Source organism: Acetobacter sicerae, assembly GCF_011516765.1.
In the GTDB taxonomy this organism is placed as follows: Bacteria; Pseudomonadota; Alphaproteobacteria; order Acetobacterales; family Acetobacteraceae; genus Acetobacter; species Acetobacter sicerae.
In genome coordinates this window covers 230,897-253,399 of sequence record NZ_JAAABN010000003.1, presented here as the reverse complement: position 1 = coordinate 253,399, position 22,503 = coordinate 230,897, and the positions used below count along the sequence as shown (strand labels likewise).

Below are 22,503 nucleotides of genomic sequence, written 5' to 3'. Positions count from 1 at the left end.
GGGTTTTCCGTTGCGTGCAACGGTTACATTCTCGCAGCAGATCGCCTCCGCCTGCATCAGTGCTGGTCGGATTTCAGAAGATGGCTTTCAATCCCGTCGAGAATCTGCGTCATCCAGTCCTGCCAGTGCAGCCCCGGCGGCAGAGTCTCGGTCAGCGCCATACAGGGAACACCCGCCTCTTTCGCGACCTCCAGCAGACGCGAAGCAGAGGGAGTTGCTGTCTGACGATTATAGATCAGCAGCCTGATCCGACCGCTTTTCAGATCATTCTCGAACTGAGCGACGACAGCCGGTCCCGGCTCGACATCATTCATCACGGCGAGCTGGAAAGCGCTGTTTTCCGTGACCAGCCCGAGCTCGTCCGTCAGACGGCCCGACAGAGGCTCGGTCGCGGCAATGGGAGTCTCGCGTATGCGTTGCCGCAGACGGACGATGCGCGTCTGCAAGCGGGCAAGGTCGCTTTCAAAAGACGCCAGACCACTCGATGAACCCGTATCCAGCCGGAGCTGATGGGCGATGTCCCGGGCAACGCGATCGACCACCACCGGATCAAACCAGAAATGCGGATTTTCGCCGTCCCGCCAGCCTGCAATCGACGCAACCCGGATCGTGGGTCTGGAGTGCGCCATCCGGTCCATCCATGAATCGAATCCGGCCCCGTTCAGAATGACCAGATCGGCCTTTTCCACCTCCCGCGCCGTCGCCGGAGAAGGCTCAAACAGATGCGGGTCAATGTCTGGCGAACTGAGAATGCTGTCCACAACGACCTTCGGGCCGCCGATCTGGGCGGCGATATCGCCCCAGACATTTTCCGCAGCCACAATGCGCGTCACATCCGGACTCTCTGCATTCGCCCGAGAGACGGACAGGGCGCCAGAGGACAACACGCCGAAACACAGCGCGAGAACGGCAGCGGAAGGCAGGGGAAAGCGCATGGCACAATCCCCTAAAGGCAATGTTATACTATATCAATAGCGATTATCTCGAAGCAGAAGCGTCCATTCATCAGAGCATGAGGCACCGACTACACATCATGGACCACCATCTGCCGGCAGCGTGAGTTTCCGTCTCTCTCCCTGCCCGATCATGTCTGCAAGAGTCCGGTTGTCCAGCACCGCAAAAAACGCCCCAAGCGCTTCGTCGAGCGTATGACGCAAGGTGCAGTCCGGCATGAGCCGACAGGACGCGCCATTCCGCTCCCCCGGCGGCTGCATGCAGGAAACCAGCGCGCAGTCATCTTCCGTAAAACGAACGACATCGCCGATCCGGATGGCGTCCGCCGGCCGCCCCAGCCGCAGGCCGCCATTACGCCCTCTGATCGTCTCGATAAATCCGCCCAGTCCAAGACGGTGGATGATCTTGATCATATAGTTTTCCGAAAGGCTGTAGCATTCGGCGATTTCCCGAATGGAAGACAGCCTGTCGGGATTGCTGGCCAGAAAGACCAGCGCACGCAGAGCGTAGTCAGAATGTTGGGTGAGACGCATCGCGGGACGATAAACCAGCCGGAAGGTCTTTGTCAGCTTTATTAAGGTGACCGACTTTGACATCTTAAAACTGATCCGGATATAAAGGTTACCGATTCAGTCACCTTAATGGATATGTCTCATGGCCGCCCCTCTCGACGACAAGACCCGCTCCATTGTCAAAGCCTGCGTTCCGGCGCTCGAAGCGCATGGACTGGATATCACGCAGGAAATGTACAAACGGCTGCTGGCTGATCCCGAGATCCGGGACCTGTTCAACATGTCGCACCAGAAGGACGGCGAGCAGCCCAAGGCTCTGGCGCTCGCCGTGCTGGCGTATGCCCGCAATATTGACACGCTCGGCAATCTCGGCGGCATGGTCGAACGCATCACGCAGAAGCATGTCGGACTTAACATCCTGCCCGAGCATTATCCGTTTGTCGGCAAAGCGCTATTAGGGGCCATCGAACATGTACTGGGCGACGCCGCCACTCCGGAGATCATGGAGGCATGGGCCAAAGCCTACTGGTTCCTCGCCGACGTGCTGATCGGTCGTGAAAAACAGATCTATGAAGAGCATGAAGCGGCTCCCGGCGGCTGGGTCGGCTGGCGTTCTTTCCGTGTCCGCTCCGTGAAGCAGGAAAGCAGCATCATCCGTTCGTTCGAACTGACGCCAACCGATGGCAAGCCGGTGATGAAGCATCTTCCGGGCCAGTATCTGAGCTTCAAACTGGAAATTCCGGAGCACGGTTCGCAGCGCCGCAACTACAGCATTTCGTCCGCACCTTCCTCCGACCACTATCGGATCAGCGTCCGGAAAGAAGATGGCGGCGTCGTGTCTTCATGGTTCCATGATGCGGTGCGTGAAGAGACCGAGTTGCAGGTCTCCGCTCCGGCCGGAGATTTCGTCTATGATTCCGCCAACGAACAGAAAACGGTGTTTCTCAGCGCTGGCATCGGCCTGACGCCCTTTATCTCTGCGGTCGATGCGTTGTCCGCTGACGAGAAAAAGAACATCCGCTTCATTCACGGCGCCCATGCTGCTGACACAAACGCCTTCGGTGCGGACATTCAGAAACTAGCAGGCTCCGGCGTGTTGCTGGCAGATATTTTCTTCAGTGCAGGAGTGCCCTCTGACGCCACGAACGCGTCAAATGTACGGTATCATGCAGGTCGCATCACAAACGACTGGCTGACAACGCAGATTGACCCCGGCGCGGTGTATCGTCTCTGTGGTCCGGATGCCTTCATGCGCGATATGGTGGACACACTGAAAACGGCAGGCGTTCCGGTCGCCAACATCCGCTATGAGTTCTTTGGTTCAGCCGCCGATGCAGAGCTTCTTGCGGCTGTCTGAATAAAAAAAACATGATGCAGGCAGCATGCGTTTAACCCGGTCATTTGACACATCGAATGACCGGGTGTGCTGTTACTCTGTGGAGCAATAGGGTCATTTTTGTAAGAACGCTTTGAAAACAGGCAGTTTTCCGGACACCACCTTCTCCGAAAAGGCCGTGATTTCTAAAGATTTTTGAAAAACCTTCTTATAATTTACTGGAAATCAGCTTTTAATGCCCCGTTCCTGCGGCGATGGTCGGGTTGCTGGTGTTGAGAAGACGAGACTGAGCTGCCTCAGGCTGTGTATTTTGTCTGGAAATCGTTGTCGTGGCAGCACTCTTCTGATCAGGCTGAGGTTCGACAAACGCTGAAATCCAGCCTTTCGGACGTCTGCCTGATGCAACGGCACGTCTGACGCACCCACGCACGACGGTAGCGCACACGCCATCCGTGCCGATCAGCATATCGTTGTCACCGCTGTAGTAAACGTCCTGCACTTTTCCATCGACGACACGAAAATCAGCGACACAACTCTTTCCGTCACCGCCACCTATCGCATTGACGATATTCTGTACCGACTGTACCGGAATCAGTGTTGAATTTGCCGACGTCCCGATATTTCGTCCACGCTGATATTCATAAATCGTTATATGATCATCAATTTTTTTGATTTTATCCGGTATGCCGACACAGGCCTGCACATCATTTTCATCCATGCCGATCATGCTTGATTGCGCTTTATGCGCCACGCGGGAAGCGTAATAACCACACCCGGACAGCGGGATGACAGAAAGCAGACACGCCAGGGAAGATGCGCGATAAAAGGCGACAGACCGAAATAGCAAAAAACGTCTCTCAGACTATGATGGGAAGGATTTCTGTTAGCAATAGAGGCTACACGGAAGTGTTTCAATAGATTTCCACAGAACAACAAAACTCATCAAATTACCGAGACAAACATTTAACCGTGAGGAGCGACAAGATCAGCAAGCTGCCCCTGCATCGCGACAAGCGCATCCTCGACACTCAACCTGACCTGCAGACCGCGCCCCCCACCATTCATCAGAATATAGGGCAGCTCTGACGCTTCATGCGCGAGAAAAGTCGGCACATGCCGACGTCCTCCAAAGGGACTGATTCCGCCAACCTTATAACCGGTGATACGTTCCGCATCCGCAGGCTTCATGATCTTTGCGCTTTTACCACCACAGGCAGCCGCGAGTTTTTTCAGACTCAATTCCTGCGCGACAGGGATAACCGCACACACCGGCTTTCCATCCACTTCCGCCATCAATGTCTTGAAAACCCGTTCAGCAGGTTCATTGACCGCCGCCGCCGCATGCACACCCAGCTTGCTCACTGAAGGGTCATATTCATACTGGAGTATCTCAAACGGAATGCCGCTACGCTTCAAAAAAGCGCTCGCCGGGGTTGTCTTGCTCATGACCTCGTTACACTACCTTACAAAATCATAGTCGCTGTCCTGCGTTCTTTACCCCGGAGACTACGCTGGGACAAAATGGATTGATTTTGACAAGCCGGGATTAGAGCGCCCGCGGTTCTTTGTCGGGTTCGGCGCAACGCCCTGAAAAGCCATGGCGCTAGCGGTTGCAAACCAGGCAGGTCATAAAAAACCCCTGAGCCTTTTCAGACTCAGGGGCAGAAACAGCTTACGATCATCGCCCGTCAGACCCCGGAATCCTATGGCATCGCGCCATGGTCCCCGAAGTCCGACAGTTTTATCATGCGACCCGGCGCGTTCCCCGTGGGCGACGATTACCGCCACCGCCTCCACCACCGCCGTTGCCGCCACTACGGCCACCACCGCGGTTTGGACCGCCGCGATTCTGGCCACCACCACGACCGCGGCCACCACCCAGAACGGGCGGACGCTGCGTCGAATGCTCGGCGGCATCGGAGTGATAGGGATGATCCCGGACAACAGGCACAGTCTTTCCGATCGTGCGCTCGATATCCTTCAACCAGGCCCGCTGCTCAGGATCGCAGAACGATATGGCCCAGCCTTCGCGACCGGCGCGCGCCGTACGCCCGATGCGATGCACATAGCTTTCCGGGATATTCGGCAGGTCATAATTGAAGACGTGAGAGACTTCATCCACGTCAATGCCACGTGCCGCAATATCCGTCGCCACCAGCACTTTCACCGAACCTGAACGGAAGCCGCTCATCGCCCGTTCGCGCGCGCCCTGCGACTTGTTGCCGTGAATGGCTTCAGCCGTGATGCCGTTTTTATTCAGGAATTCCGCAACCTTGTTGGCCTCATGCTTCATGAGCGTGAACACAACGGCCCGGACAACCTTGGGAGATTCCAGCAGCAGAAGGAGAGCGTCCTTTTTCTGCTCCGGATCAACAAACATCACAACCTGGCGGATACGATCCACAGTGCTCGACGGAGGCGTCACCTCTACCTTGGCAGGATCACGCAGAAGGCTACCAGCCAGTTCCGTGATGCTGTTCGGCATGGTGGCTGAGAACAGGAGGGTCTGACGATCACGTGGCAGAACGGCGACAATCCGTTTGATATCGCGGACAAAACCCATATCCAGCATCCGGTCCGCCTCATCGAGAACCAGAATTTCAAGATCGCGCAGATCGATGAAACCCTGTCCCATGAGATCGAGCAGACGCCCCGGCGCCGCCACCAGAACGTCAACACCACGACGCATCGCTTCAACCTGACGTCCCTGACCTACGCCACCGAAGATCACGGTGTGGGTCAACTTCATGTGGCGGGCGTAGGATTTGAAACTTTCGTCAATCTGGGAGGCCAGTTCACGTGTGGGCGCCAGCACCAGAACGCGGGCGCCTTTCGGCGGCGCGGCATGACGATGCGTCAGAAGATGCTGGAGGATCGGCAGTGCGAAAGCGGCCGTCTTGCCCGTTCCTGTCTGCGCGAGACCAAGCAGATCACGCCCGGCCAGAAGATAGGGAATGGACTGCGCCTGAATGGGCGTCGGCTCCGAATAGCCTTCTTCGGTAAGAGCCCGCAACAAGGGTTCGGCAAGCTGCAGGTCGGCAAACGTGGTCATTGAGCGAAGACACCTCTCGGAATACCACAGGGACAAAAGTTTCAGCAGTCTCTGTCTGACGACATACCCTGCGTGACGAATTCCTGCTCCATCAACAACTGATCCTGTAGCAGCCGTCCCGGGAAGGCTACAGCCATTATTCCGCTGTTTCTGGAGGTATATTAAACAATTTACATGAGACTGATCGCATAGCTTTTTTAACAAGCTGTTCACAGAAACTGTACGAGTTCTACATCATTTTTTGCCATCACTCAAGCCACACATGCCGGATTCACACTTCGAAACACAGCATATTTGAAGGTTTTACTCCTCCATGAAGGGAAATCCCGATGACAGCAGAAAACAGGAAGAGAATCGCTTACATCATACGGGCCCTTTCCATGGCAAGCTTCATCGCGCCATCAAGAGATGTTCCCTGACATAATACACCTTTGTCCCTGACAGCCTGAGGGCACCAGGGCAAAAGCTCCGACGCGAGACCACCCGAAAAAGCGACATGCAGTTCTGAAAATCCGTCTCTTTTCAACAGGGCATCCACAAGCGCTGCAATATCCTGTCCGGCATCCTCAAGAAGTTTCGCAGCCGCTCCACATCCATTTTTTGCAGTCCGCAAAACGACTGGCGCCAGAACGGCAAAATCCGTCGCCGATGCGCCAACACTCCACGTCATGGGATCCGCACCAAGCTCTTGCAGATAATGTCTCACAGAAACAGAAAGGCCGGTTTCACCTATCCGACCGTCAGAGGCCGCAAGCATGTGACGAACAGCAGCGAGACCGATCCGGGCGCCACCGCCTTCGTCACTCTGCGGAAAACCCCATCCGCCGACACGATGATTACGATCACCACAGATGGCATAGCCAACACTCCCCGTGCCTATGGCGACAATCGCACCATCCGCGCCGCCATGCGCTCCGAGACAGGAGGTATAGGCGTCTGTTCTAACATCAAAAATCGTTAAATATGGGAGCAGCTCTTTCAGTTTTTCCGGCCGCCCCGCAACTTCAGCGCCGGCTGCACCCGCTGCCGCAATCCATTTCACTGCGCCATCATGCAAGGCATCGTCGGCCAGATCAGCTGCCCGCATCGCACTGCGCAATGCGGCTTCCATGGACTTTGCTGCCTGCTCAACGGATGTTGCGATATTGGCAGGCCCACCACGCCCTTCACCCAGCACTTCCCCGGAAGGCGTCGCAATACGCAGGACAGTTTTGGTCGCCCCTGCATCGATGGCGACCAGAAGCGTTGACCGATCGGTCAACGTCCTTTGCCGAGACGAAAAAGCGCCTGCTCACCAAAAAGATTTGCAAGACGGATCGATCGCCGCCAGGGCGCGCGGTCCCCTTCCTCGTCAATCGCCATCCACTCATGCACGCGATAACCATCCTCGTCACAGAGCGCGAGAAAGTCCCTGATCGTGCAAGGATGAATGTTTGGCGTAGCGTACCAGGGCGTGTGCCAGACAGCCGTGTTCGGCATCCGTCCGCTGAACAGCAGCTTCAGCCGCATCTCCCAGTGACCGAAATTCGGAAAAGAGACGATAGCGTATCGCCCGATCCGAAGCATCTGACGCAGAACCTCGCGGGGCCGCTCAACAGCCTGCAGCGTGCGTTGCAGCACGACATAGTCAAAGCTGTTATCGGGGTAATGCGCGAGGTCATGGTCCGCATCCCCATGCACCACCGGCAGGCCATGCGCCACGGAGCGCGTAACCTCTCCCATATCAATCTCGATCCCGCGCGCATCACATTCCCGCGTGCGAAAAAGATGGTCGATCAAAGTGCCGTCGCCACTGCCAATGTCCAGAACCCGCGTGCCGGGCGTGATCATCTTTGCAATCAGACGCTGGTCAAGACGCATTTCAGTGCCCTTTCAACGTCCGGGGGGAGAGGCCCGCATGTTCCGCCGCCCCGCTCAGGAACCCCACAACCGTACGGTCGAAATCAGGCTCATCCAGAAGAAACGCATCATGCCCCTTGTCACTTTCGATCTCGACGAATGAAACATTCGCCGCCGCCCGGGTCAGAGCCCGGACGATGATCCGCGACTGGGAGGTGGGAAACAGCCAGTCCGAAGAGAAGCAGACGACGCAGAAACGGGTCCTGGTTTCCCGGAACGGTCCGGCGCAATCGCCATCATGCTCCATACCCAGATCCATCCAGTCCATCGCCCGGGTGATGGTGAGATAGGAATTGGCGTCAAAGCGCCGTACGAATGTCGAGCCCTGATGACGCAGATAGGACTCGACCTCGAAGATCTCGCCGAATGTGGATAACGCGCCGGGGGAAGCGCTTCCGGCAACCGGTTCATCACACCGCCGCACCCGCCGACCGAACTTGCGGGTCAGGGCCTCTTCGGAAAGATAGGTGATGTGCGCCATCATTCGTGCGACAGCCAGTCCGCGGGCGGGAATGGCGCCCGTTTCCCAGTAGCGTCCCCCATGCCAGTCCGGATCGGCAAAGATCGCCTGCCGACTGACTTCATTGAACGCAATATTCTGGGCGGAATGGAAAGGCGCCGTTGCGATCGGCATCGCCGCAAAGACCATGTCCGGGTAGGTCGCCGCCCATTCAAGAACCTGCATGCCCCCCATGGAGCCGCCGATCACCGCAAAGAGCCTGTCGATCCCAAGCTGTTTTACGAGCAGTCGCTGCGCCCGCACCATGTCGCGGATGGTGATGGGCGGAAAGTCGGTCCCCCACGGCTCTTCCCGGCTCACGCCATTTTCGCCGGTCACCGTGCGAAGCGAGCGCGGTCCCGTTGACCCCATACAGCCGCCAAGCACATTCGAACAGATGACGAAAAACCTGTCCGTATCAATCGGCTTGCCCGGCCCGACCATGCGCCCCCACCAGCCGGGCTTTCCCGTCACCGGCTGGGTCTCGGCTACATACTGGTCCCCGGTCAGGGCATGACAGATGAGGATCGCATTGTTTCGTTCAGGCGACAGGGTGCCATACGTCCGATAGGCAATCTCCACCGGCGCAAGCACGGACCCGCAGTCGAGCGCCACCCCTTCCGGGAATACGGCGCGTGTATGGTCTACCGTAGAGGGAATGACAGTCTGGTCCATAAACCGGGGCTTCCAAAGATTACCGCCACATAAAGGCCAAAATCATCTGGATCAAGAACGAGACAGGACGTCTCTTTCCAGAAAGGGTGTGCAGACTGCACGCAAAACGACATCGGCGACAAGCGTGCGGGAGCTTACACTCTTGTAACCAAAGCGTTTTTGCCTCTCAAAGCTGCCCCTCAAAAAGTATCGGCACTCTTTTGTGACATCATAAGGAAATGGAGCGAGAGAGCCTCAGGGCTGCTCCTGCTCATGTTCACCCTGCGCAATCCGCTGCTCGACAGCCTGCCGCCAGGGCGCATCCTTCGGAGCCGCATCCAGAGCCTGCCGGTAAAGCGCGAGACTGTCCGCGCTGATATGCTTTTCAGCCCGGACCTGCTCTTCAGCCAGCTCGATCGCCAGATCCGGCTCGAACCGGAGCTCGAGAGCCTTGCGCCACGCGTCCATGGCGGCCTGCTCATGCCCTCGCGACGCCTCCGCCTGCCCCAGCAGAATGTACCCCTGCCTCAGTTGCGGGTCGCTCATCGACATTTTCGACAGGGCGTCCTTGAGCTGATCGATGACCTTGTTCGCCCGCATGTCACGCTGAGCGAGCGCTTCCAGACGAGGCTGCAGGGGCTGGGCCGGGAAACCCGGATGACCACCCGTCCAATAAAGCCCGATCGCTACCAGCGGGATCAGCGCCAGAGCCAGAATGATTTTCACACGTCCGGCCCGGTCCACCATGCTCGCCGGAGCCCGGTCGGCGACCAGAATCCGCCGCTGAATCTCAAGCTGGGCGATGCCATGCTCGGACGGCGCAATCATGCCGATATCAAGGTCACGATCAAGCTCGACCAGTTGCGCTTCATGCAGCGCCAACGCCGTGCTCCGTTCATCCCGGGCGACAGCGCGACGCCACAGGGTAAAGCCCGCGGGCAGCAGGGTTATCGCGCTCAGAAGAGCAATGCTGAGCCAGATCATGAATCACACCTGCGGCAAGAGACAACAGAAGAGAGATTTCCAGAGACGCTACCGGCCATCGCCAAGCTCCCTGAGCCGCGCCCGCTCGGCCTCGCTCAGCGGTTCGGGCGTCGCCGTGCGGCGGCGAAAAATCATCACCGCGGACACAATGCCGATCAGCAGGGCCAGAACTGGCATGCCCCAGAGCAGTAGCGTGGCGATCGTCACAGGTGGACTGAGACGGATGAAGTTGCCGTATCGCGCCACCATCCAGTCGATGACCTGCTGGCTGCTCTCCCCCCTGGCGACATGCTCGCGCACCACCTTGCGAAGATCCCGCGCCAGCCCGGCGCTGCTGTCCTCGATCGACTCGTTCTGACACACCAGACAGCGGAGCTGGGCACCGATCGCTTCGGCCTGCCGTTCCTGCTTGGGATCAGGCAGCATTTCGGACGGATCATCGACCGCCCACGCCATGACGGGCGCAGACAGGCAGACCAGCAGCAAACCCGTCTTCAGCCTGAACATCTGCTTTCCATGGAACAGCGCCTTCATCCGCCCACAGCCTTCAGCGCATTCTTCAGGCTGTCACGCACCTCGGGGCTGTCGAGACCGGCGGCGCTGTGCCAGACAATCATGCCGCCGGGCGCAATCAGAAAGCTTTCAGGCACGCCGGACACACCCCAGTCGATAGCCACCCGTCCCTCCCGATCGCTGCCGATACGGGCATAGGGATTACCGGCATGCTTCAGCAGCCCCGCCGCATTCTCCGGCTTGTCCTTGTACGCCACGCCCCAGATCGGCAGCTGCTTCTGAAGCGTAAGAAGAGCCTCCATCTCCGCGATGCAGGGAATACACCATGACGCGAAGAAATTGATCAGGACAGGCCTGGTCAGCGCTTTCAGATCAGCGGTCGCAAACCCTGTGCCGGGCGTCTGGTCCGGCAACGTGAAATCAGGAACCGGACGCCCGGTTACAGGCGCATTGATGTCGTGCGGATTGAACGACCCGGTCTGCATCCCGGCCAGCATTTTCCAGAACGCCACACCGCAGATTCCCGCCCCACCCAGCAGCGGAACGCCGAGCAGCAAACGCCGGCGCGTGACAACATTCTGATCGTCTGGGGGAGTCTGTTCACTGCTCATTCTGCTGCCACCACATCTGGGGCCGGAGCCCGTCTCGGAGCGCCCACGCGCATACGACGATCGGACAGGGACAGCGCCCCGCCCATCGCCATGATCAGCGCCCCGAACCACATCCACGGCGCCAGCGGATTGTAATGCAGACGCAGGACATAGGTCGGATTGCTGTCCGGTCCATGCTTGTCGCCAATCACACCATACAGATCGGACAGGCCATTGGTGTGGATCGACACTTCGGTCGTCGTCTGGTTCTGCGAATTGAAGCTGCGCTTGGACGGATGCATGACCGTCATCAGATGCCCGTTGTGACGAATCTCGATGGTCGCCACCATGGCCATATAGTTCGGCCCCGGCACCGTCCGGACATCGGTCAGGGTCCATTCATATCCGGCAAGGTCTTCCTTCTGGCCGACATGCACCTCGACAATTTTGTGCTGGGCCTGCGACATGACCGCCAGCCCCAGCACACTCACGCCCACACCAATATGCGCCAGCGCCGCGCCGAACGCCGAACGCGGCAGGGACTTCGCCCGCTGGATGCTCTGCGACAGTGACACCCGGAACAGCGCCAGACGGTTGGAGATATCCGTCAGGCTTGAACCGATGATCCACACCGCCATCGTCGCGCAGAGGATCGGCAGCACGCCGGACAGACCAATCACCGTCACGGCGAACGCCGCCAGCGTGGCCAGCGCAGCCACCCAGAGCCGCCTGAGAACCGGCCAGAGCTGCGCCCGCTTCCATGGCAGCATCGGGCCGAATCCCATGAAGATGAATAGCGGAATGGCCAGCGGAATAGTCGCTGCGTCAAAGAACGGCTTGCCGACCGAGATCGTCTTGCCGAACAGCAGCGACATGAAGGGCGGATACATCGTGCCGGTCAGCACCACCGCACAGATCGAGCAGAGCAGGATGTTGTTCAGCACCAGCGAGCCCTCACGCGAGACCGGAGCGAACAGGCCGCCAGTGGTCAGCGAGGGCGCGCGCCATGCGAACAGTGTCAGCGAGCCGCCGATGACCAGCCCCAGCAGGGCAAGAATGAAGATGCCGCGCGCCGGGTCCTGCGCGAAGGCATGGACCGAATTGAGGATGCCTGAACGCACGAGGAAGGTGCCGGACAGCGAGAAGGAGAACGTGCCGATGGCCAGCAGGACAGTCCAGATCTTCAGCGCCTCGCGCTTCTCGACCACGATGGCCGAATGCATCAGCGCCGTTCCGGACAACCACGGAATCAGCGAGGCGTTCTCCACCGGGTCCCAGAACCAGTAACCGCCCCAGCCGAGTACATAATAAGACCACCATGACCCGAGCGCGATGCCACAGGTCAGGAAGCACCATGCCGCCACGGCCCATGGACGCACCCAGCGACCCCACGCCGCATCGACCCGACCTTCCATAAGCGCCGCAATCGCGAAGGCGAACGGCACGGCGAAACCGACATAGCCCGTGTAGAGAATCGGCGGATGGAACGCGAGACCGGGGTCCTGCAACAGCGGGTTCATACCCTGTCCGTCGAGCGGCGCCGGCCAGACCCGGTCGAATGGATCAGAGGTCGTCAGGCAGAACAGCTCGAACCCGGCGGCCACGCCACCCAGCACACCAATCACCCGCGCCCGCAGGGCCGACGGCAGGTTCCGACCGAACGCCGCCACCGCAGCACCACAGATACCAAGGATCAGCGCCCAGAGCAGGATGGACCCTTCGTGGTTTCCCCAGACACCGGTGATCTTGTAGAGCAGCGGCTTGGTCACCGAGCTGTTCTCAAGAATGTTCGCCACCGAGAAATCGTTGGTCACCGCCGCATTCACGAGACAGAGAAAGGAGGCGACCAGCGCTATGAGCTGTCCCAGCGCCAGACCGGGTGCGAGCGCCATCAGACGACGGTCACGCCTGCGTGCGCCCTGCATCGGCAGGATAGCCTGCGCCAGCGCGAACACGCAGGCCAGCGCCAGCGCGAAACGACCAAGTTCGGGGCTCATAAGGCCTCACTTCTCTTTTTGGACAAACAGGAAATGGGGGCTCTGCCCCTCAGTCCCCGCCAGAGGCGCGCCTCCGGAAACCGTGCATGAAAATGAATCAGAAGGGGATCGGAACCACTCCGTCTCCTACGGCGCGGAACGCCAGCCTCCGCCGGGAAGGGGGTGCTTCTGGAAACCAGACAATGGGAAGGCATCAGTTCTTCCCGGCCGCTGTATCCTTGCCGGTCATGGCGTTCCAGCTTGCAGCATCGGGCGGCGGGCCGAATTTCGGGTTCCATTTCCCCGATTTCTGCAATGCTTCCGCCACTTCCTTCGGCATGTAGGTCTCGTCATGCTTGGCCAGCACTTCGGACGCCACGAAGGTCGTGTCAGGCTCCAGAGACCCCACGGCCACCACACTCTGTCCCTCACGGAACAGGTCCGGCAGAATCCCCTCAAAGCGTACGGTCACCGCCGCCTGCCCGTCCGTCACCTGAAACAGGTTGATCGGGGTCTCGCCCTGACGCTCGCGCTTCACCGATCCCGCCACGACCATGCCGCCAAGCCGGATCGTGCGATCCGCCGCCGGAGGATGGTCCACCACCTGAGACGGGGCCATGAAAAGCTGGATGTTGGAGGAAAAGGCCGAAAGCGTCAGACCGGCGGCGGTGCCAAGTCCGGCCACGCAGGCAATGACAAGCCAGAGACGACGGGTTTTACGCTTCATGCGCGTTTTCCTCCCTGCGACCGACCCCGGGCTGCTTCCAGCGACGCCAGCTTGACCCGATCACGCTTCAGGCGCAGCGCCGCCCCGACGGACAGGATGACAGCCAGACTCCCCGCCAACCCGTAGGACGCCAGAATATAAGGCAGGTGGGTCATGCGGATGCTTCCCCGGATGAAGCCCGACGCGGGCTTGAGAGCAGACTGCGGATACGGCTTTCCATCACACCGGCCCGCAGACGTGCAACAACAATCGCGGCAAAGCCCAGCGTGAAACCGAGAGTGGAAATCAGCAGGGGCCAGAGCATGGTCTGGGACATGGTCGGCGCGCCGGTCAGGGTGATGCTGGCGGGCTGATGCAGCGTATTCCACCACTGCACACTGAACTTGATGATCGGCAGATCCACCGCTCCGGCCAGCGCCAGAATAGCCGCCGCACGATAGCCGCGCTGCTGATCGTCGAAGGCGTGGATCAGGGCGATGTGACCGAGATAGAGAAAGAAGAGCACCAGCACGGAAGTCAGCCGGGCGTCCCAGACCCACCATGTGCCCCACATCGGCTTGCCCCACAGCGACCCGGTCGCCAGACACGTCGCTGTTACACATGCGCCGACCGGACCGATCTCGACAGCGGCAAGGTCCGCCAGCGGATGCTTCCACACCAGAGAGAGCACTGAACAGACTGCCAGCGCGAAATAGCCTGAGGACGACAGCCAGGCGCAGGGAACATGTACGTACATGATCCGCACCGAGTCACCCTGCTGCCAGTCGGCCGGGGAGAAGAACAGCCCCCAACTCAACCCGATCAGCGTGATGATCACGGCGGACCATGTCAGCCAGGGCTGTATCCTGTCGCCCAGACGCAGAAAGCGGCCGGGGTTGGCATAGCGGTGAAACAGGGCTCCGGCCCGCTCTGTCAGTGTCGGCGTCGCGCTCAAGGTCCGTCCGTTCATTGGCAGGGCGCATCAATACGCCCATGTGGGTAAACCATTCCTTATGGCGCACCGCCCGCGAGCACGGAAGACGGCACGCAATCAGGCCCTGATGATCATGCAGGGGGTCGTGCGGGCTGTCTTCCTACACTATCATGCGGATATTGGCACGGGGTGCCCGCTGCATGGGCGGCACTCCCTCATTTCAACCCGGAGCCCCCTATGCTGTTCGCCATCATCTGCACCGACAAACCCGGCCAGTTCGAAACCCGCTCGGCCACACGGCCGGATCATCTCGCCTTCCTCAAGACCTATGTCGACCGCATCCAGTTCGCCGGACCGATGATGGGGCCGGACGGCAAGCCCTCCGGCAGCATCGTCATGCTGGAAGCCGCGGACAAGGCGGAAGCCGAAGGCTTCGCCGCCGCCGACCCGTATGCAAAGGTAGGCCTGTTTGAAAGCGTGATCATCCGCCCCCTGCGCACGGTTTTCCGTGACGGAAAACTGGCCGAATGAGCCGGAACTACTGGCTGGTCAAATCGGAGCCCGACGCCTTCTCGTGGGATGAGCAGGTCGTCAACGACGTCGAGCCATGGACCGGTGTCCGCAATCATCAGGCGAAGAAGAATCTCGCGGCCATGAAGAAAGGTGACCGCGCGTTCTTCTACCACTCCAATGTCGGGCGTGAGATTGTCGGTGTGGTCGAGGTTGTGAAGGAGGCCTATCCGGACCCGTCCGCCGAAAGCGAGTCATGGGTTTGTGTGGATGTGAAGGCCGTCGGTCCCATGCCCCGCCCGGTAACGCTTGCAGAGATCAAGGCTTCCCCCGATCTGGCCGAACTCGCTCTGGTCAGGCAGTCCCGCCTTTCCGTCGTGCCTGTGTCGGAAGAACACTGGGGAATCCTGTGCGGGATGGGCGGCTGGGTGGAGAAATAAGTGTCTGTCCTGCTGGGGCGATATTTCGGGGCTTTGCCCCGCCCCCCCACAAAGGACTCAGGCCCTTTGATCCCGCTTTGGCAAACAACACGAGATGAAGGGGGATGTGCCCCCTTCCGGGTGCAGGAGAGAAGCCCGCTTTCTCTCCGCGTCTGATCTTGTTTCTTGCGCCAAACGATTGACCATCTGTATCAGAAACACACCGCTTAAACCGCTTTATGCGTTTGGCATTCAGGTGAAGCCTACATAACACCAGCAAAACAGCCACAACGCAGAGAAAGCGCGCAGCAACACTCTCTTTGTCATAAAGTGTAAAAATCGCCCCGCAATGGGAGCCATGCGCTTCGTTAAAAGCAGAGGCTAGTCTACTGTCTGCCCGTTTGTTCGCTGGCCCGGAACAAACGGTCACACAGGAAGCAGAATGACTATCGCTCGTAAATCCCGACTTTGCGCAGTGAGCCTGATACTTGCAGGTCTCTCCTCTCAGGCACAGGCCAACCAGACAGCGGCCCCTCCCTCGGTCGTCAGAATGACCACGGGCGATCGCGCCATGGTCGATGACCTGGAGCACCGCACCTTTCTCTGGTTCTGGGAGGCCGCCGACCCGCAGACCGGGCTGATCCCCGATCGCTACCCCTCCCCGCAGACCTTCGACAGCGTCGCATCCATCGGCTTCGGTCTGACAGCATACGGCATCGGGGCCGAGCGCCATTACATCACACGGGAACAGGCCGCCGAGCGCACGCTGACCACCCTGCGTTATCTGTCCCACCTACCCGAAAATGCCTCCAGGGATCAGGCCTCCGGGTTTCACGGATTTTTCTATCACTTCCTTGACCCGAAAACAGGACTGCGCCTGAACCCGGACATTGAGCTTTCCAGCATCGACACGGCGCTTCTGATGCAGGGCATTCTGTTTTCGCAGAGTTTCTATGACCGGAATACACCACAGGAAACGGAAATCCGCAGTCTGGCTGAAAGCCTTTACAAACGGGTTGACTGGCAGTGGATGAAACGCCCCGACAATCGCCTGAGCATGGGCTGGGGGCCAGAGCACCAGTTCATCCCGAATTACTGGGAAGGCTACAGCGAAGGCATGATGGCCTACATCCTCGGGTTGGGTTCGCCCGAGCATGATCATGCCCTGACCCCGGCATCGTGGCAGGCATGGCTCAGCACCAATGACAAGCGCTGGGGCGAGTATTACGGCCAGACCTTCCTGAATTTCGCTCCCCTTTTCGGGCATCAGTACAGCCATGCCTGGATTGACTTCCGGGGCATTCAGGATGAATGGGTCCGTGGAAAAAGTGTTGATTATTTCGAGAACAGTCGTCGCGCGGCCTATGCCCAACGTGCCTACGCCATGGCCAATCCCGGCGGGTGGCACGATTACAGCGCGACTGTCTGGGGACTGACCGCCTCCGATGGTCCCGGTGAAATCACACAGAAGGTGGACGGCAAGGACAAGCGCTTCATGTCGTATGTCGCCCGTGGGACAGGCCGGGACTATGTACAGGATGATGGAACGATCGCTCCCACCGCCGCCATCGGTTCCATCGCCTTCGCACCGGAAATTGTGCTCCCCGCCATACGCGAGATGAAAAGCCGGTATGGAAAACAGGTTTACGGCAAATACGGTTTTGTCGACGCCTTCAATCCCAGCTTTCAGGATGGCAAAACATTCTGGTCTGATCGGGAGTATGTCGGAATCGATCAGGGGCCTATTCTGCTCATGATCGAAAACTGGCGGGACGGGTTTGTGTGGAATGTCATGAAGCGCAACCCGTATATCCGCACAGGCCTGCAACGCGCCGGATTTTCCGGCGGATGGCTGGAGACGAAAAACTCTCACTCAGAATAAGAGGCTTACAGAGCATCGTCTTTTTCGGAAAGGCGATGCTCACTGAAGATTTTTGTAAAAACATTCATCAAAAACCTCTGCCTTATTTAAAAGCAGTTTCATAATCAGGCTTCAGGGCCAGAGATAGACAAGCTTGATGTAATAAGCGTTGCTTTCCGGTACATTCCGCCCGTCCACGGAATGACTGTATCGCGCTGTCAGACTGAAATCCCGAGAAATATTAAACATGATACCGGCACCAAGCGCGACTTCCCGGCTATTGGAATCATCCACATAACGATCCGCCGTCCTGTCATAGGTGCCGGTCACATTCTGCCAGTCAAACGCAAAAAATGGCTCGACAAGCCTGGTGGCTTTCCAGCTGAAACGCAGATTGCTGTAGAACACCACGCCCGGAGAATAGCTGTGTTCTCCAGTCTTGTGCTTCCCACCGCCCACAACCGTTCCGACGTCACCATCGAAGCTGAAATGTTTCCATTCATAATCAAAGATAATACTGGAAATGTTCGACCAGTAACCCGGCGTCAGCGAATCACGCGTACCTGAATTGGTCTGCAAGAAGGTCTGTATGCCGACCGTACTGTGTGCGTTCGGTTTGAACCACGCGGCGGGCCCCACAATCGTCGGGCCAAGTCCACCATAGTTGGTGCCATTGGCAAGAGTGTAGTTTTCCGTCTGAATAATTTCGAAAGCAAAGCCGACATGGGGAATGGCGTCGAAAGTGCGGAAATGCACATATTTCGTCATACCGGACCAGGTATGACTGCCTTCTCCGGGTTTACGCTGACCGACGGAATTGTAGTAATTACCGGCAGCATTGCCATCACCGTACTGCACCAGCACGTTGAAAGGCTTGAAATCGACCGGCAGGTCATACTCGTGCGGACCAATGATCCCGAGCGTGACATCCGCAGCCTTCGCACGCATGACAGGAACAAAGCTGAGAGCAGCCGAAGCCAGAACACATGGCACCAGCCGACGGCGCCAGAATGCGCTTTCTGTAGAGTGCATTGATTTCATTCCGGAATAGTCAGGAGGGCATGAGTCACCAGTGTGACTTACGCACTCCTTGTTGAAACCAGTTCAGATAAACAGAAGAGATGACGGACAGAAGCGGACGACTACCGCCGCTTCTGTCCGTCCCTGCGCCTTGTTACTTCGCAGCGCCGTCCAGTGTGTAGGCGAGGATGTAATCGCCTGAACGGGTACCCAGACCACCATGACCACCGGCAGCAATCAGCACGTACTGCCTGCCGTCGACTTCATAGCTCATGGGAGTCGCCTGACCACCAGCCGGCAGGCGGTCTCTCCAGATCACCTTGCCCGTGGCGACATCGAACGCACGCAGATAGTCATCCGCAGTCGCGCCCATGAACAGTAGTCCACCCTTGGTCACAATGTTTCCGCCGATGTTATACATGCCCGTGGGCAGCGGCAGATTGTTGTGCGTCCGGAAAGGACCCGTGTCACGTGTCGTGCCGACAGGATGCTGCCATACGATCTTCTTCGTCACGAGGTCGATCGCGGTCAGCGTGCCCCAGATCGGTCCCTTGCAGGGAATCTGCAGCGGGTTCAGCCAGGGGTTGGTGTAGGCGACATACGGCGTGCCGTAATCTGGCGAGATGGCCAGAGCGTTGCCCTTCGCCGCGGGTTCGTTGCCTTCGCCCTGCCATTTCGGCAGCACGCCTGCCTTCTCAAGACCGGTACGATGATCCAGCTTGATACGGAACGGCAGATAGCTGGCGTTGGCGAACATCAGCTTGCGGGCCGGGTCGATGGTGATGCCCTGCCAGTCAACAACACCATAGAACGCCGGGTAGACGATCGTGGTTTTGCCAACGTGCGGCGGTGTGAACTGCCCCTCATAGGCCGACTCACGATACTCGAGACGGCACAGCAGCTGGTCCAGCAGGGTTGCGCCCCACATGTCGGACTCTTTGAGGTCCGCTGGCGTCAGGCTCGGCATGGCGGCCGGATAAGGCTGCGTCGGACTGACGCGATCATCCGGCGCATGACCGGCTGTCGGAACAGGACGTTCCTCGACCGGATAACCCGGAACCGGCTGACCGGTACGGCGGTCGAGAACGAAGAACTCACCGCGCTTCGTGCTCTGCACCAGAGCCGGAACGGTCTGACCGCTTGCATCCGGCAGATCAACCATTGTCGGCCCGCTCGGAATATCCATGTCCCACAGGTCATGGTGGACCGTCTGATAGAGCCAGCGACGTTCACCCGTCACAATATCAAGGGCCACAGTCGCGCTGGAAGTTGCGTCATCGAACGGACGACGTGAACCGCCCCAGTTGTCCGGCGGCGCGTTACCCGTGCCGAAATAGACCAGACCAAGTTCGGGGTCAGCCGTGTAGACACCCCATGCGTTCGGCGTGTCACGCGTGAGCATGTCACCCGGCCCCGGAGTCCAGGTCTCGGGATTGTGGCCTGCATCCCATACCCAGGCGATCTTGCCTGTGGTGGCGTCGAAGGCGCGCACGGCGCCTGACGGTTCGAAGTTGGCCTGATTGTCAAAGATCCAGCCGCCTGTGATCAGACGGTTTTTCATGACCATCGGGGGCGACGTGATGAAGTGGAAGCCCAGCGGCACATTGCCCATGTATTCACGCATGGAAATGAAGCCGTGGTCGCCGAAGTCATCGCAGGGTTGACCGGTCTCGGCGTTGACCGCAACGATGCGGGCATCGGCAACAGGTGAATAGATGCGCTCACGGCACGACGTCTGGATTTCGTCCGGAATGCGGTAGTAGGACACGCCACGACAGGCGAGATACACGTTCGCATCCAGATCGGCCTTCGCCGGCTTCGGATCGTACTTCCATTTGACCTTGCCGGTCCTGGCGTCCAGCGCCATCACCCAGCTATGCGGCGTGCAGATATAAAGAGTGTCCTTGACCTTGATGGGGGTCAGTTCAAGATTGAACTCGTGACCCGCATCCGGTCCGGCCACCACATCTTCACCGGTCTGCTGTGTATCGCCGGTATGTGTGACCCATGCCCGCTTCAGATTGCTGATATTGGCAGGAGTGATCTGGTCGAGCGGCGTATAACGCTGCCCCTGGGCGTTACGCCCATAATACTGCCAGTCACCCGCGGCCACATCGTCATGCAGGTCGGGCAGGCTGGCGGCCATACGATCGGCCTGCACCGTGCCGTTGATGGAATAGGACGAGAAGCAGCTCGCAACCAGCGCAAGGCAGGACACCGCCAGCGCCCCGAGCACTTCCCGCTTGTCGGCCAGCCAGGCCGGGCCTGAGCGCCAGACACCCGGAATCAGCAGCCACGCGCCGAGACCCACAAGTGTCAGAAGGCGGACTTCCAGCCCCCAGATGTCAAAACCGACTTCAAACAGCGCCCAGACAGTCGCCAGCAGCAGAAACGCCGCATACAGGCGCATTGCCGTCTGTGGCTTCCGCAATCCCAGAACAGCTGCGGCCAGCATGGCGAGTCCTGCCAGAGCGTAAAACCACGAACCCCCAAGAAAAAGAAGTTTAATTCCTCCCAACAAAAGGAATAAACCTACAATTCCAAAAATAACAGAGGTTATGACTGACCATAACTTCATGCCACTTGTCTGCATTTCTTTTTTCTTTCTTCTGCAGTCCAATGTATATGCCCAGAAAAATATTTTCGAACACGAAACAAAAGGCTGCGCGGACAGATGAAGCATTCACCGCAACGGCCATTTCCAAAACAAGCATTCTGGCTCAACGATCACAGAAGTGTGTTTTTTCATGTCTAAAACTGTATCGGATATGATACAGTTTTGAGCAGTCCACTGGCGCCAAAAGCACCAGTGTCTTTCTGTTTTTTATTGTTTATAAAAAGAAAAATCGCAGCGACGCCCGATTTTAGCGCTGTATGACATCGAGATGAATTCGATCTCATACCTCTCATGCAGCACCCTGCCGCATGAACAGAAACCACCCCTCAGTCCTGAGACGGGGCGTGCGCCTCGATATCGTGGAACCTTGAATAATCCACAGCCAGACCGCCGCTCGGCCGCGTGTGAATGATGTCCACAAACCGGTGATTGTGCAGGACCTTGTCAAACGCATAGGCTGTCCGGGCGAACACCGTCTGTCCCATGGCCTCATCCGTGCCCGTGACCGTCACGATGATCTCGGCTTCTTCCGCCTGCAGTTCCTGCAGGGAACAGCTATGCAGCGGACTCGTCTTTGTCACGACATGCGCCAGCACGAAAGCGAAGCGCAGCACCGGCACATGAGCCTGCACAAGAGTGAGAGGTTCGAAGCGCCGCTCCAGATGACCGTCATGCGTGACGATCAGCCGTGACAACGCAACCTCGACATCCACGGACAGGATAAGGCTGCGGCGGCAGTTGGCGATGCGGATGCACAGGGCGGAAACACCGTTTTCATCCGACACGACCGCCCGGTTGCTGAAAATGATCCGCGCGCGGGGACGGGCAATTCGGGCGAAGACGGCACCAGCGGCAAGCGCATTGACCATCATGCCCAACAGCACCTCGAACGACACGATCACGTTGGCGGCGACACCGCTCGGCACCATGCCGCCATACCCGACGGTCGAGAGCGTCTGCACGCTGAAAAAGAACAGGTCTAGAAATGACAGGGGATGCGGGCCCGTCACCTCGCCGGGGACCAGCGCATACAGCACGGCGAACAGCAGGTTCACCAGCACATAGGATACGAACGCCCAGAAAGTGAAGGCCGCCCAGCTGGCCGTCAGGGCGTGATGATAAAGGTCCGACCAGAGCGCGTCCTGCACACCGACACGCACCACATCGGCATGCTTCTTTTCGTCGAGCGCATGGGTCCGGAAACGGCGTATCGCCTCCTTCGTGGAAATATGCTTTTTCGTCTTTCCTGAGTTTTCTCCGGCGGTCGATGAATGCGCTGAAGCCTCCTGCCGCTCTCCCTCTTCCTGCATTGAGGAGGAACGCTGTTCATTCAGTCGCCGCCAGATCCGCTTCATCATGCCCTCTTCAAGGATGAAAAGACACGGAAAACAGGCCGCGCCGCCCCTCTCCTCCCATACCGGCATGCCCGACTTCCGACTACCGAAGCCTGCGCATGGAACCCCCGCA

22 protein-coding genes are annotated in these 22,503 nt (G+C 58.6%); 4 read left to right on the top strand and 18 right to left on the bottom strand.

Annotated elements, in window-relative coordinates; all coding sequences use genetic code 11:
* Positions 1-56: 56 nt before the first annotated feature.
* Positions 57-935, bottom strand: a complete 879-nt coding sequence (locus tag GVI59_RS05315) for a metal ABC transporter solute-binding protein, Zn/Mn family (RefSeq protein ID WP_173573254.1) — start codon at positions 933-935, stop codon at positions 57-59.
* A gap of 96 nt (positions 936-1,031) precedes the next feature.
* The gene (locus GVI59_RS05310; RefSeq protein ID WP_173573324.1) at positions 1,032-1,487 is read right to left on the bottom strand and encodes an Rrf2 family transcriptional regulator; all 456 of its coding nucleotides are present in this window, start codon (positions 1,485-1,487) and stop codon (positions 1,032-1,034) included.
* A 121-nt stretch (positions 1,488-1,608) separates the two neighbouring features.
* On the opposite strand from GVI59_RS05310, the gene hmpA reads away from it, so the two are divergent.
* Positions 1,609-2,823 carry an NO-inducible flavohemoprotein gene (gene hmpA, locus GVI59_RS05305; RefSeq protein ID WP_173573253.1) on the top strand — a complete coding sequence of 405 codons (1,215 nt, stop codon included), beginning with the start codon at positions 1,609-1,611 and terminating at the stop codon, positions 2,821-2,823.
* Positions 2,824-3,034: 211 nt separating this feature from the next.
* On the opposite strand, the gene GVI59_RS05300 is transcribed toward hmpA, so the two are convergent.
* The 13 genes from GVI59_RS05300 to GVI59_RS05240 all read right to left on the bottom strand — a co-directional run bounded on the left by GVI59_RS05300 (position 3,035) and on the right by GVI59_RS05240 (position 14,630).
* The gene (locus GVI59_RS05300) at positions 3,035-3,649 is read right to left on the bottom strand and encodes a hypothetical protein (protein WP_173573252.1); all 615 of its coding nucleotides are present in this window, start codon (positions 3,647-3,649) and stop codon (positions 3,035-3,037) included.
* Positions 3,650-3,765: 116 nt separating this feature from the next.
* On the bottom strand, positions 3,766-4,248 hold the full coding sequence (ybaK, locus tag GVI59_RS05295; protein ID WP_173573251.1) for a Cys-tRNA(Pro) deacylase: 483 nt from the start codon (positions 4,246-4,248) through the stop codon (positions 3,766-3,768).
* A 298-nt stretch (positions 4,249-4,546) separates the two neighbouring features.
* Positions 4,547-5,854, bottom strand: coding sequence for a DEAD/DEAH box helicase (locus GVI59_RS05290; RefSeq protein ID WP_173573250.1), 1,308 nt, complete (start codon positions 5,852-5,854; stop codon positions 4,547-4,549).
* Positions 5,855-6,212: 358 nt separating this feature from the next.
* The gene (locus GVI59_RS05285) at positions 6,213-7,115 is read right to left on the bottom strand and encodes a BadF/BadG/BcrA/BcrD ATPase family protein (RefSeq protein ID WP_173573249.1); all 903 of its coding nucleotides are present in this window, start codon (positions 7,113-7,115) and stop codon (positions 6,213-6,215) included.
* The gene (gene metW, locus GVI59_RS05280) at positions 7,112-7,714 is read right to left on the bottom strand and encodes a methionine biosynthesis protein MetW (protein ID WP_173573248.1); all 603 of its coding nucleotides are present in this window, start codon (positions 7,712-7,714) and stop codon (positions 7,112-7,114) included. Before metW ends, GVI59_RS05285 begins: the two co-directional genes overlap by 4 nt.
* Before the next feature lies 1 nt (position 7,715).
* Positions 7,716-8,927: a homoserine O-acetyltransferase MetX gene (metX, locus tag GVI59_RS05275; protein ID WP_173573247.1), complete on the bottom strand. Its 1,212-nt coding sequence runs from the start codon at positions 8,925-8,927 to the stop codon at positions 7,716-7,718.
* A gap of 234 nt (positions 8,928-9,161) precedes the next feature.
* On the bottom strand, positions 9,162-9,890 hold the full coding sequence (gene ccmI / locus GVI59_RS05270; protein ID WP_173573246.1) for a c-type cytochrome biogenesis protein CcmI: 729 nt from the start codon (positions 9,888-9,890) through the stop codon (positions 9,162-9,164).
* 48 nt (positions 9,891-9,938) lie between these two features.
* Positions 9,939-10,397, bottom strand: a complete 459-nt coding sequence (locus tag GVI59_RS05265) for a cytochrome c-type biogenesis protein (RefSeq protein ID WP_173573323.1) — start codon at positions 10,395-10,397, stop codon at positions 9,939-9,941.
* Between the two features lie 23 nt (positions 10,398-10,420).
* Positions 10,421-11,014, bottom strand: a complete 594-nt coding sequence (locus GVI59_RS05260; protein ID WP_173573245.1) for a redoxin domain-containing protein — start codon at positions 11,012-11,014, stop codon at positions 10,421-10,423.
* Positions 11,011-12,990, bottom strand: a complete 1,980-nt coding sequence (locus tag GVI59_RS05255; RefSeq protein ID WP_173573244.1) for a heme lyase CcmF/NrfE family subunit — start codon at positions 12,988-12,990, stop codon at positions 11,011-11,013. Before GVI59_RS05255 ends, GVI59_RS05260 begins: the two co-directional genes overlap by 4 nt.
* A gap of 193 nt (positions 12,991-13,183) precedes the next feature.
* Positions 13,184-13,696 (bottom strand): cytochrome c maturation protein CcmE, encoded by a 513-nt coding sequence (gene ccmE, locus GVI59_RS05250; RefSeq protein WP_173573243.1) that lies wholly within the window; start codon positions 13,694-13,696, stop codon positions 13,184-13,186.
* On the bottom strand, positions 13,693-13,851 hold the full coding sequence (locus GVI59_RS05245) for a hypothetical protein (RefSeq protein WP_173573242.1): 159 nt from the start codon (positions 13,849-13,851) through the stop codon (positions 13,693-13,695). The genes ccmE and GVI59_RS05245 overlap by 4 nt, the downstream gene beginning before the upstream one ends.
* Positions 13,848-14,630, bottom strand: coding sequence for a heme ABC transporter permease (locus GVI59_RS05240; protein WP_173573241.1), 783 nt, complete (start codon positions 14,628-14,630; stop codon positions 13,848-13,850). The genes GVI59_RS05245 and GVI59_RS05240 overlap by 4 nt, the downstream gene beginning before the upstream one ends.
* A gap of 216 nt (positions 14,631-14,846) precedes the next feature.
* Between GVI59_RS05240 and GVI59_RS05235 the strand changes: the two genes are divergently transcribed.
* The 3 genes from GVI59_RS05235 (at position 14,847) to GVI59_RS05225 (ending at position 17,420) form a co-directional block, all read left to right on the top strand.
* Positions 14,847-15,140: a YciI family protein gene (locus GVI59_RS05235; RefSeq protein WP_173573240.1), complete on the top strand. Its 294-nt coding sequence runs from the start codon at positions 14,847-14,849 to the stop codon at positions 15,138-15,140.
* Positions 15,137-15,559, top strand: a complete 423-nt coding sequence (locus tag GVI59_RS05230; RefSeq protein WP_173573239.1) for an EVE domain-containing protein — start codon at positions 15,137-15,139, stop codon at positions 15,557-15,559. The genes GVI59_RS05235 and GVI59_RS05230 overlap by 4 nt, the downstream gene beginning before the upstream one ends.
* Positions 15,560-15,980: 421 nt before the next feature.
* Positions 15,981-17,420, top strand: a complete 1,440-nt coding sequence (locus GVI59_RS05225; protein WP_173573238.1) for a glucoamylase family protein — start codon at positions 15,981-15,983, stop codon at positions 17,418-17,420.
* A 111-nt stretch (positions 17,421-17,531) separates the two neighbouring features.
* Here GVI59_RS05225 and GVI59_RS05220 read toward each other — a convergent pair whose 3' ends face one another.
* From GVI59_RS05220 to GVI59_RS05210, 3 genes are all read right to left on the bottom strand, one after another.
* Complete coding sequence (locus GVI59_RS05220) at positions 17,532-18,347, bottom strand: transporter (RefSeq protein WP_242012963.1); 816 nt, start codon at positions 18,345-18,347, stop codon at positions 17,532-17,534.
* A 226-nt stretch (positions 18,348-18,573) separates the two neighbouring features.
* Positions 18,574-21,012 carry a membrane-bound PQQ-dependent dehydrogenase, glucose/quinate/shikimate family gene (locus GVI59_RS05215; protein WP_173573236.1) on the bottom strand — a complete coding sequence of 813 codons (2,439 nt, stop codon included), beginning with the start codon at positions 21,010-21,012 and terminating at the stop codon, positions 18,574-18,576.
* Positions 21,013-21,362: 350 nt separating this feature from the next.
* A complete protein-coding gene (locus tag GVI59_RS05210; RefSeq protein WP_173573322.1) occupies positions 21,363-22,394 on the bottom strand; it encodes an ion channel in 1,032 nt (343 codons plus the stop codon).
* Positions 22,395-22,503: the final 109 nt, after the last annotated feature.

What these genes read in the sequence shown, in the direction of transcription:
- GVI59_RS05315 (WP_173573254.1), bottom strand. Translation starts at nt 935, where the DNA reads ATGCGCTTTCCCCTGCCTTCCGCTGCCGTTCTCGCGCTGTGTTTCGGC.
- GVI59_RS05310 (WP_173573324.1), bottom strand. Translation starts at nt 1,487, where the DNA reads ATGCGTCTCACCCAACATTCTGACTACGCTCTGCGTGCGCTGGTCTTT.
- hmpA (WP_173573253.1), top strand. Translation starts at nt 1,609, where the DNA reads ATGGCCGCCCCTCTCGACGACAAGACCCGCTCCATTGTCAAAGCCTGC.
- ybaK (WP_173573251.1), bottom strand. Translation starts at nt 4,248, where the DNA reads ATGAGCAAGACAACCCCGGCGAGCGCTTTTTTGAAGCGTAGCGGCATT.
- GVI59_RS05290 (WP_173573250.1), bottom strand. Translation starts at nt 5,854, where the DNA reads ATGACCACGTTTGCCGACCTGCAGCTTGCCGAACCCTTGTTGCGGGCT.
- metW (WP_173573248.1), bottom strand. Translation starts at nt 7,714, where the DNA reads ATGCGTCTTGACCAGCGTCTGATTGCAAAGATGATCACGCCCGGCACG.
- metX (WP_173573247.1), bottom strand. Translation starts at nt 8,927, where the DNA reads ATGGACCAGACTGTCATTCCCTCTACGGTAGACCATACACGCGCCGTA.
- ccmI (WP_173573246.1), bottom strand. Translation starts at nt 9,890, where the DNA reads ATGATCTGGCTCAGCATTGCTCTTCTGAGCGCGATAACCCTGCTGCCC.
- GVI59_RS05265 (WP_173573323.1), bottom strand. Translation starts at nt 10,397, where the DNA reads ATGTTCAGGCTGAAGACGGGTTTGCTGCTGGTCTGCCTGTCTGCGCCC.
- GVI59_RS05260 (WP_173573245.1), bottom strand. Translation starts at nt 11,014, where the DNA reads ATGAGCAGTGAACAGACTCCCCCAGACGATCAGAATGTTGTCACGCGC.
- GVI59_RS05255 (WP_173573244.1), bottom strand. Translation starts at nt 12,990, where the DNA reads ATGAGCCCCGAACTTGGTCGTTTCGCGCTGGCGCTGGCCTGCGTGTTC.
- ccmE (WP_173573243.1), bottom strand. Translation starts at nt 13,696, where the DNA reads ATGAAGCGTAAAACCCGTCGTCTCTGGCTTGTCATTGCCTGCGTGGCC.
- GVI59_RS05245 (WP_173573242.1), bottom strand. Translation starts at nt 13,851, where the DNA reads ATGACCCACCTGCCTTATATTCTGGCGTCCTACGGGTTGGCGGGGAGT.
- GVI59_RS05235 (WP_173573240.1), top strand. Translation starts at nt 14,847, where the DNA reads ATGCTGTTCGCCATCATCTGCACCGACAAACCCGGCCAGTTCGAAACC.
- GVI59_RS05230 (WP_173573239.1), top strand. Translation starts at nt 15,137, where the DNA reads ATGAGCCGGAACTACTGGCTGGTCAAATCGGAGCCCGACGCCTTCTCG.
- GVI59_RS05225 (WP_173573238.1), top strand. Translation starts at nt 15,981, where the DNA reads ATGACTATCGCTCGTAAATCCCGACTTTGCGCAGTGAGCCTGATACTT.
- GVI59_RS05220 (WP_242012963.1), bottom strand. Translation starts at nt 18,347, where the DNA reads ATGCGTGCGAAGGCTGCGGATGTCACGCTCGGGATCATTGGTCCGCAC.
- GVI59_RS05215 (WP_173573236.1), bottom strand. Translation starts at nt 21,012, where the DNA reads ATGCAGACAAGTGGCATGAAGTTATGGTCAGTCATAACCTCTGTTATT.
- GVI59_RS05210 (WP_173573322.1), bottom strand. Translation starts at nt 22,394, where the DNA reads ATGATGAAGCGGATCTGGCGGCGACTGAATGAACAGCGTTCCTCCTCA.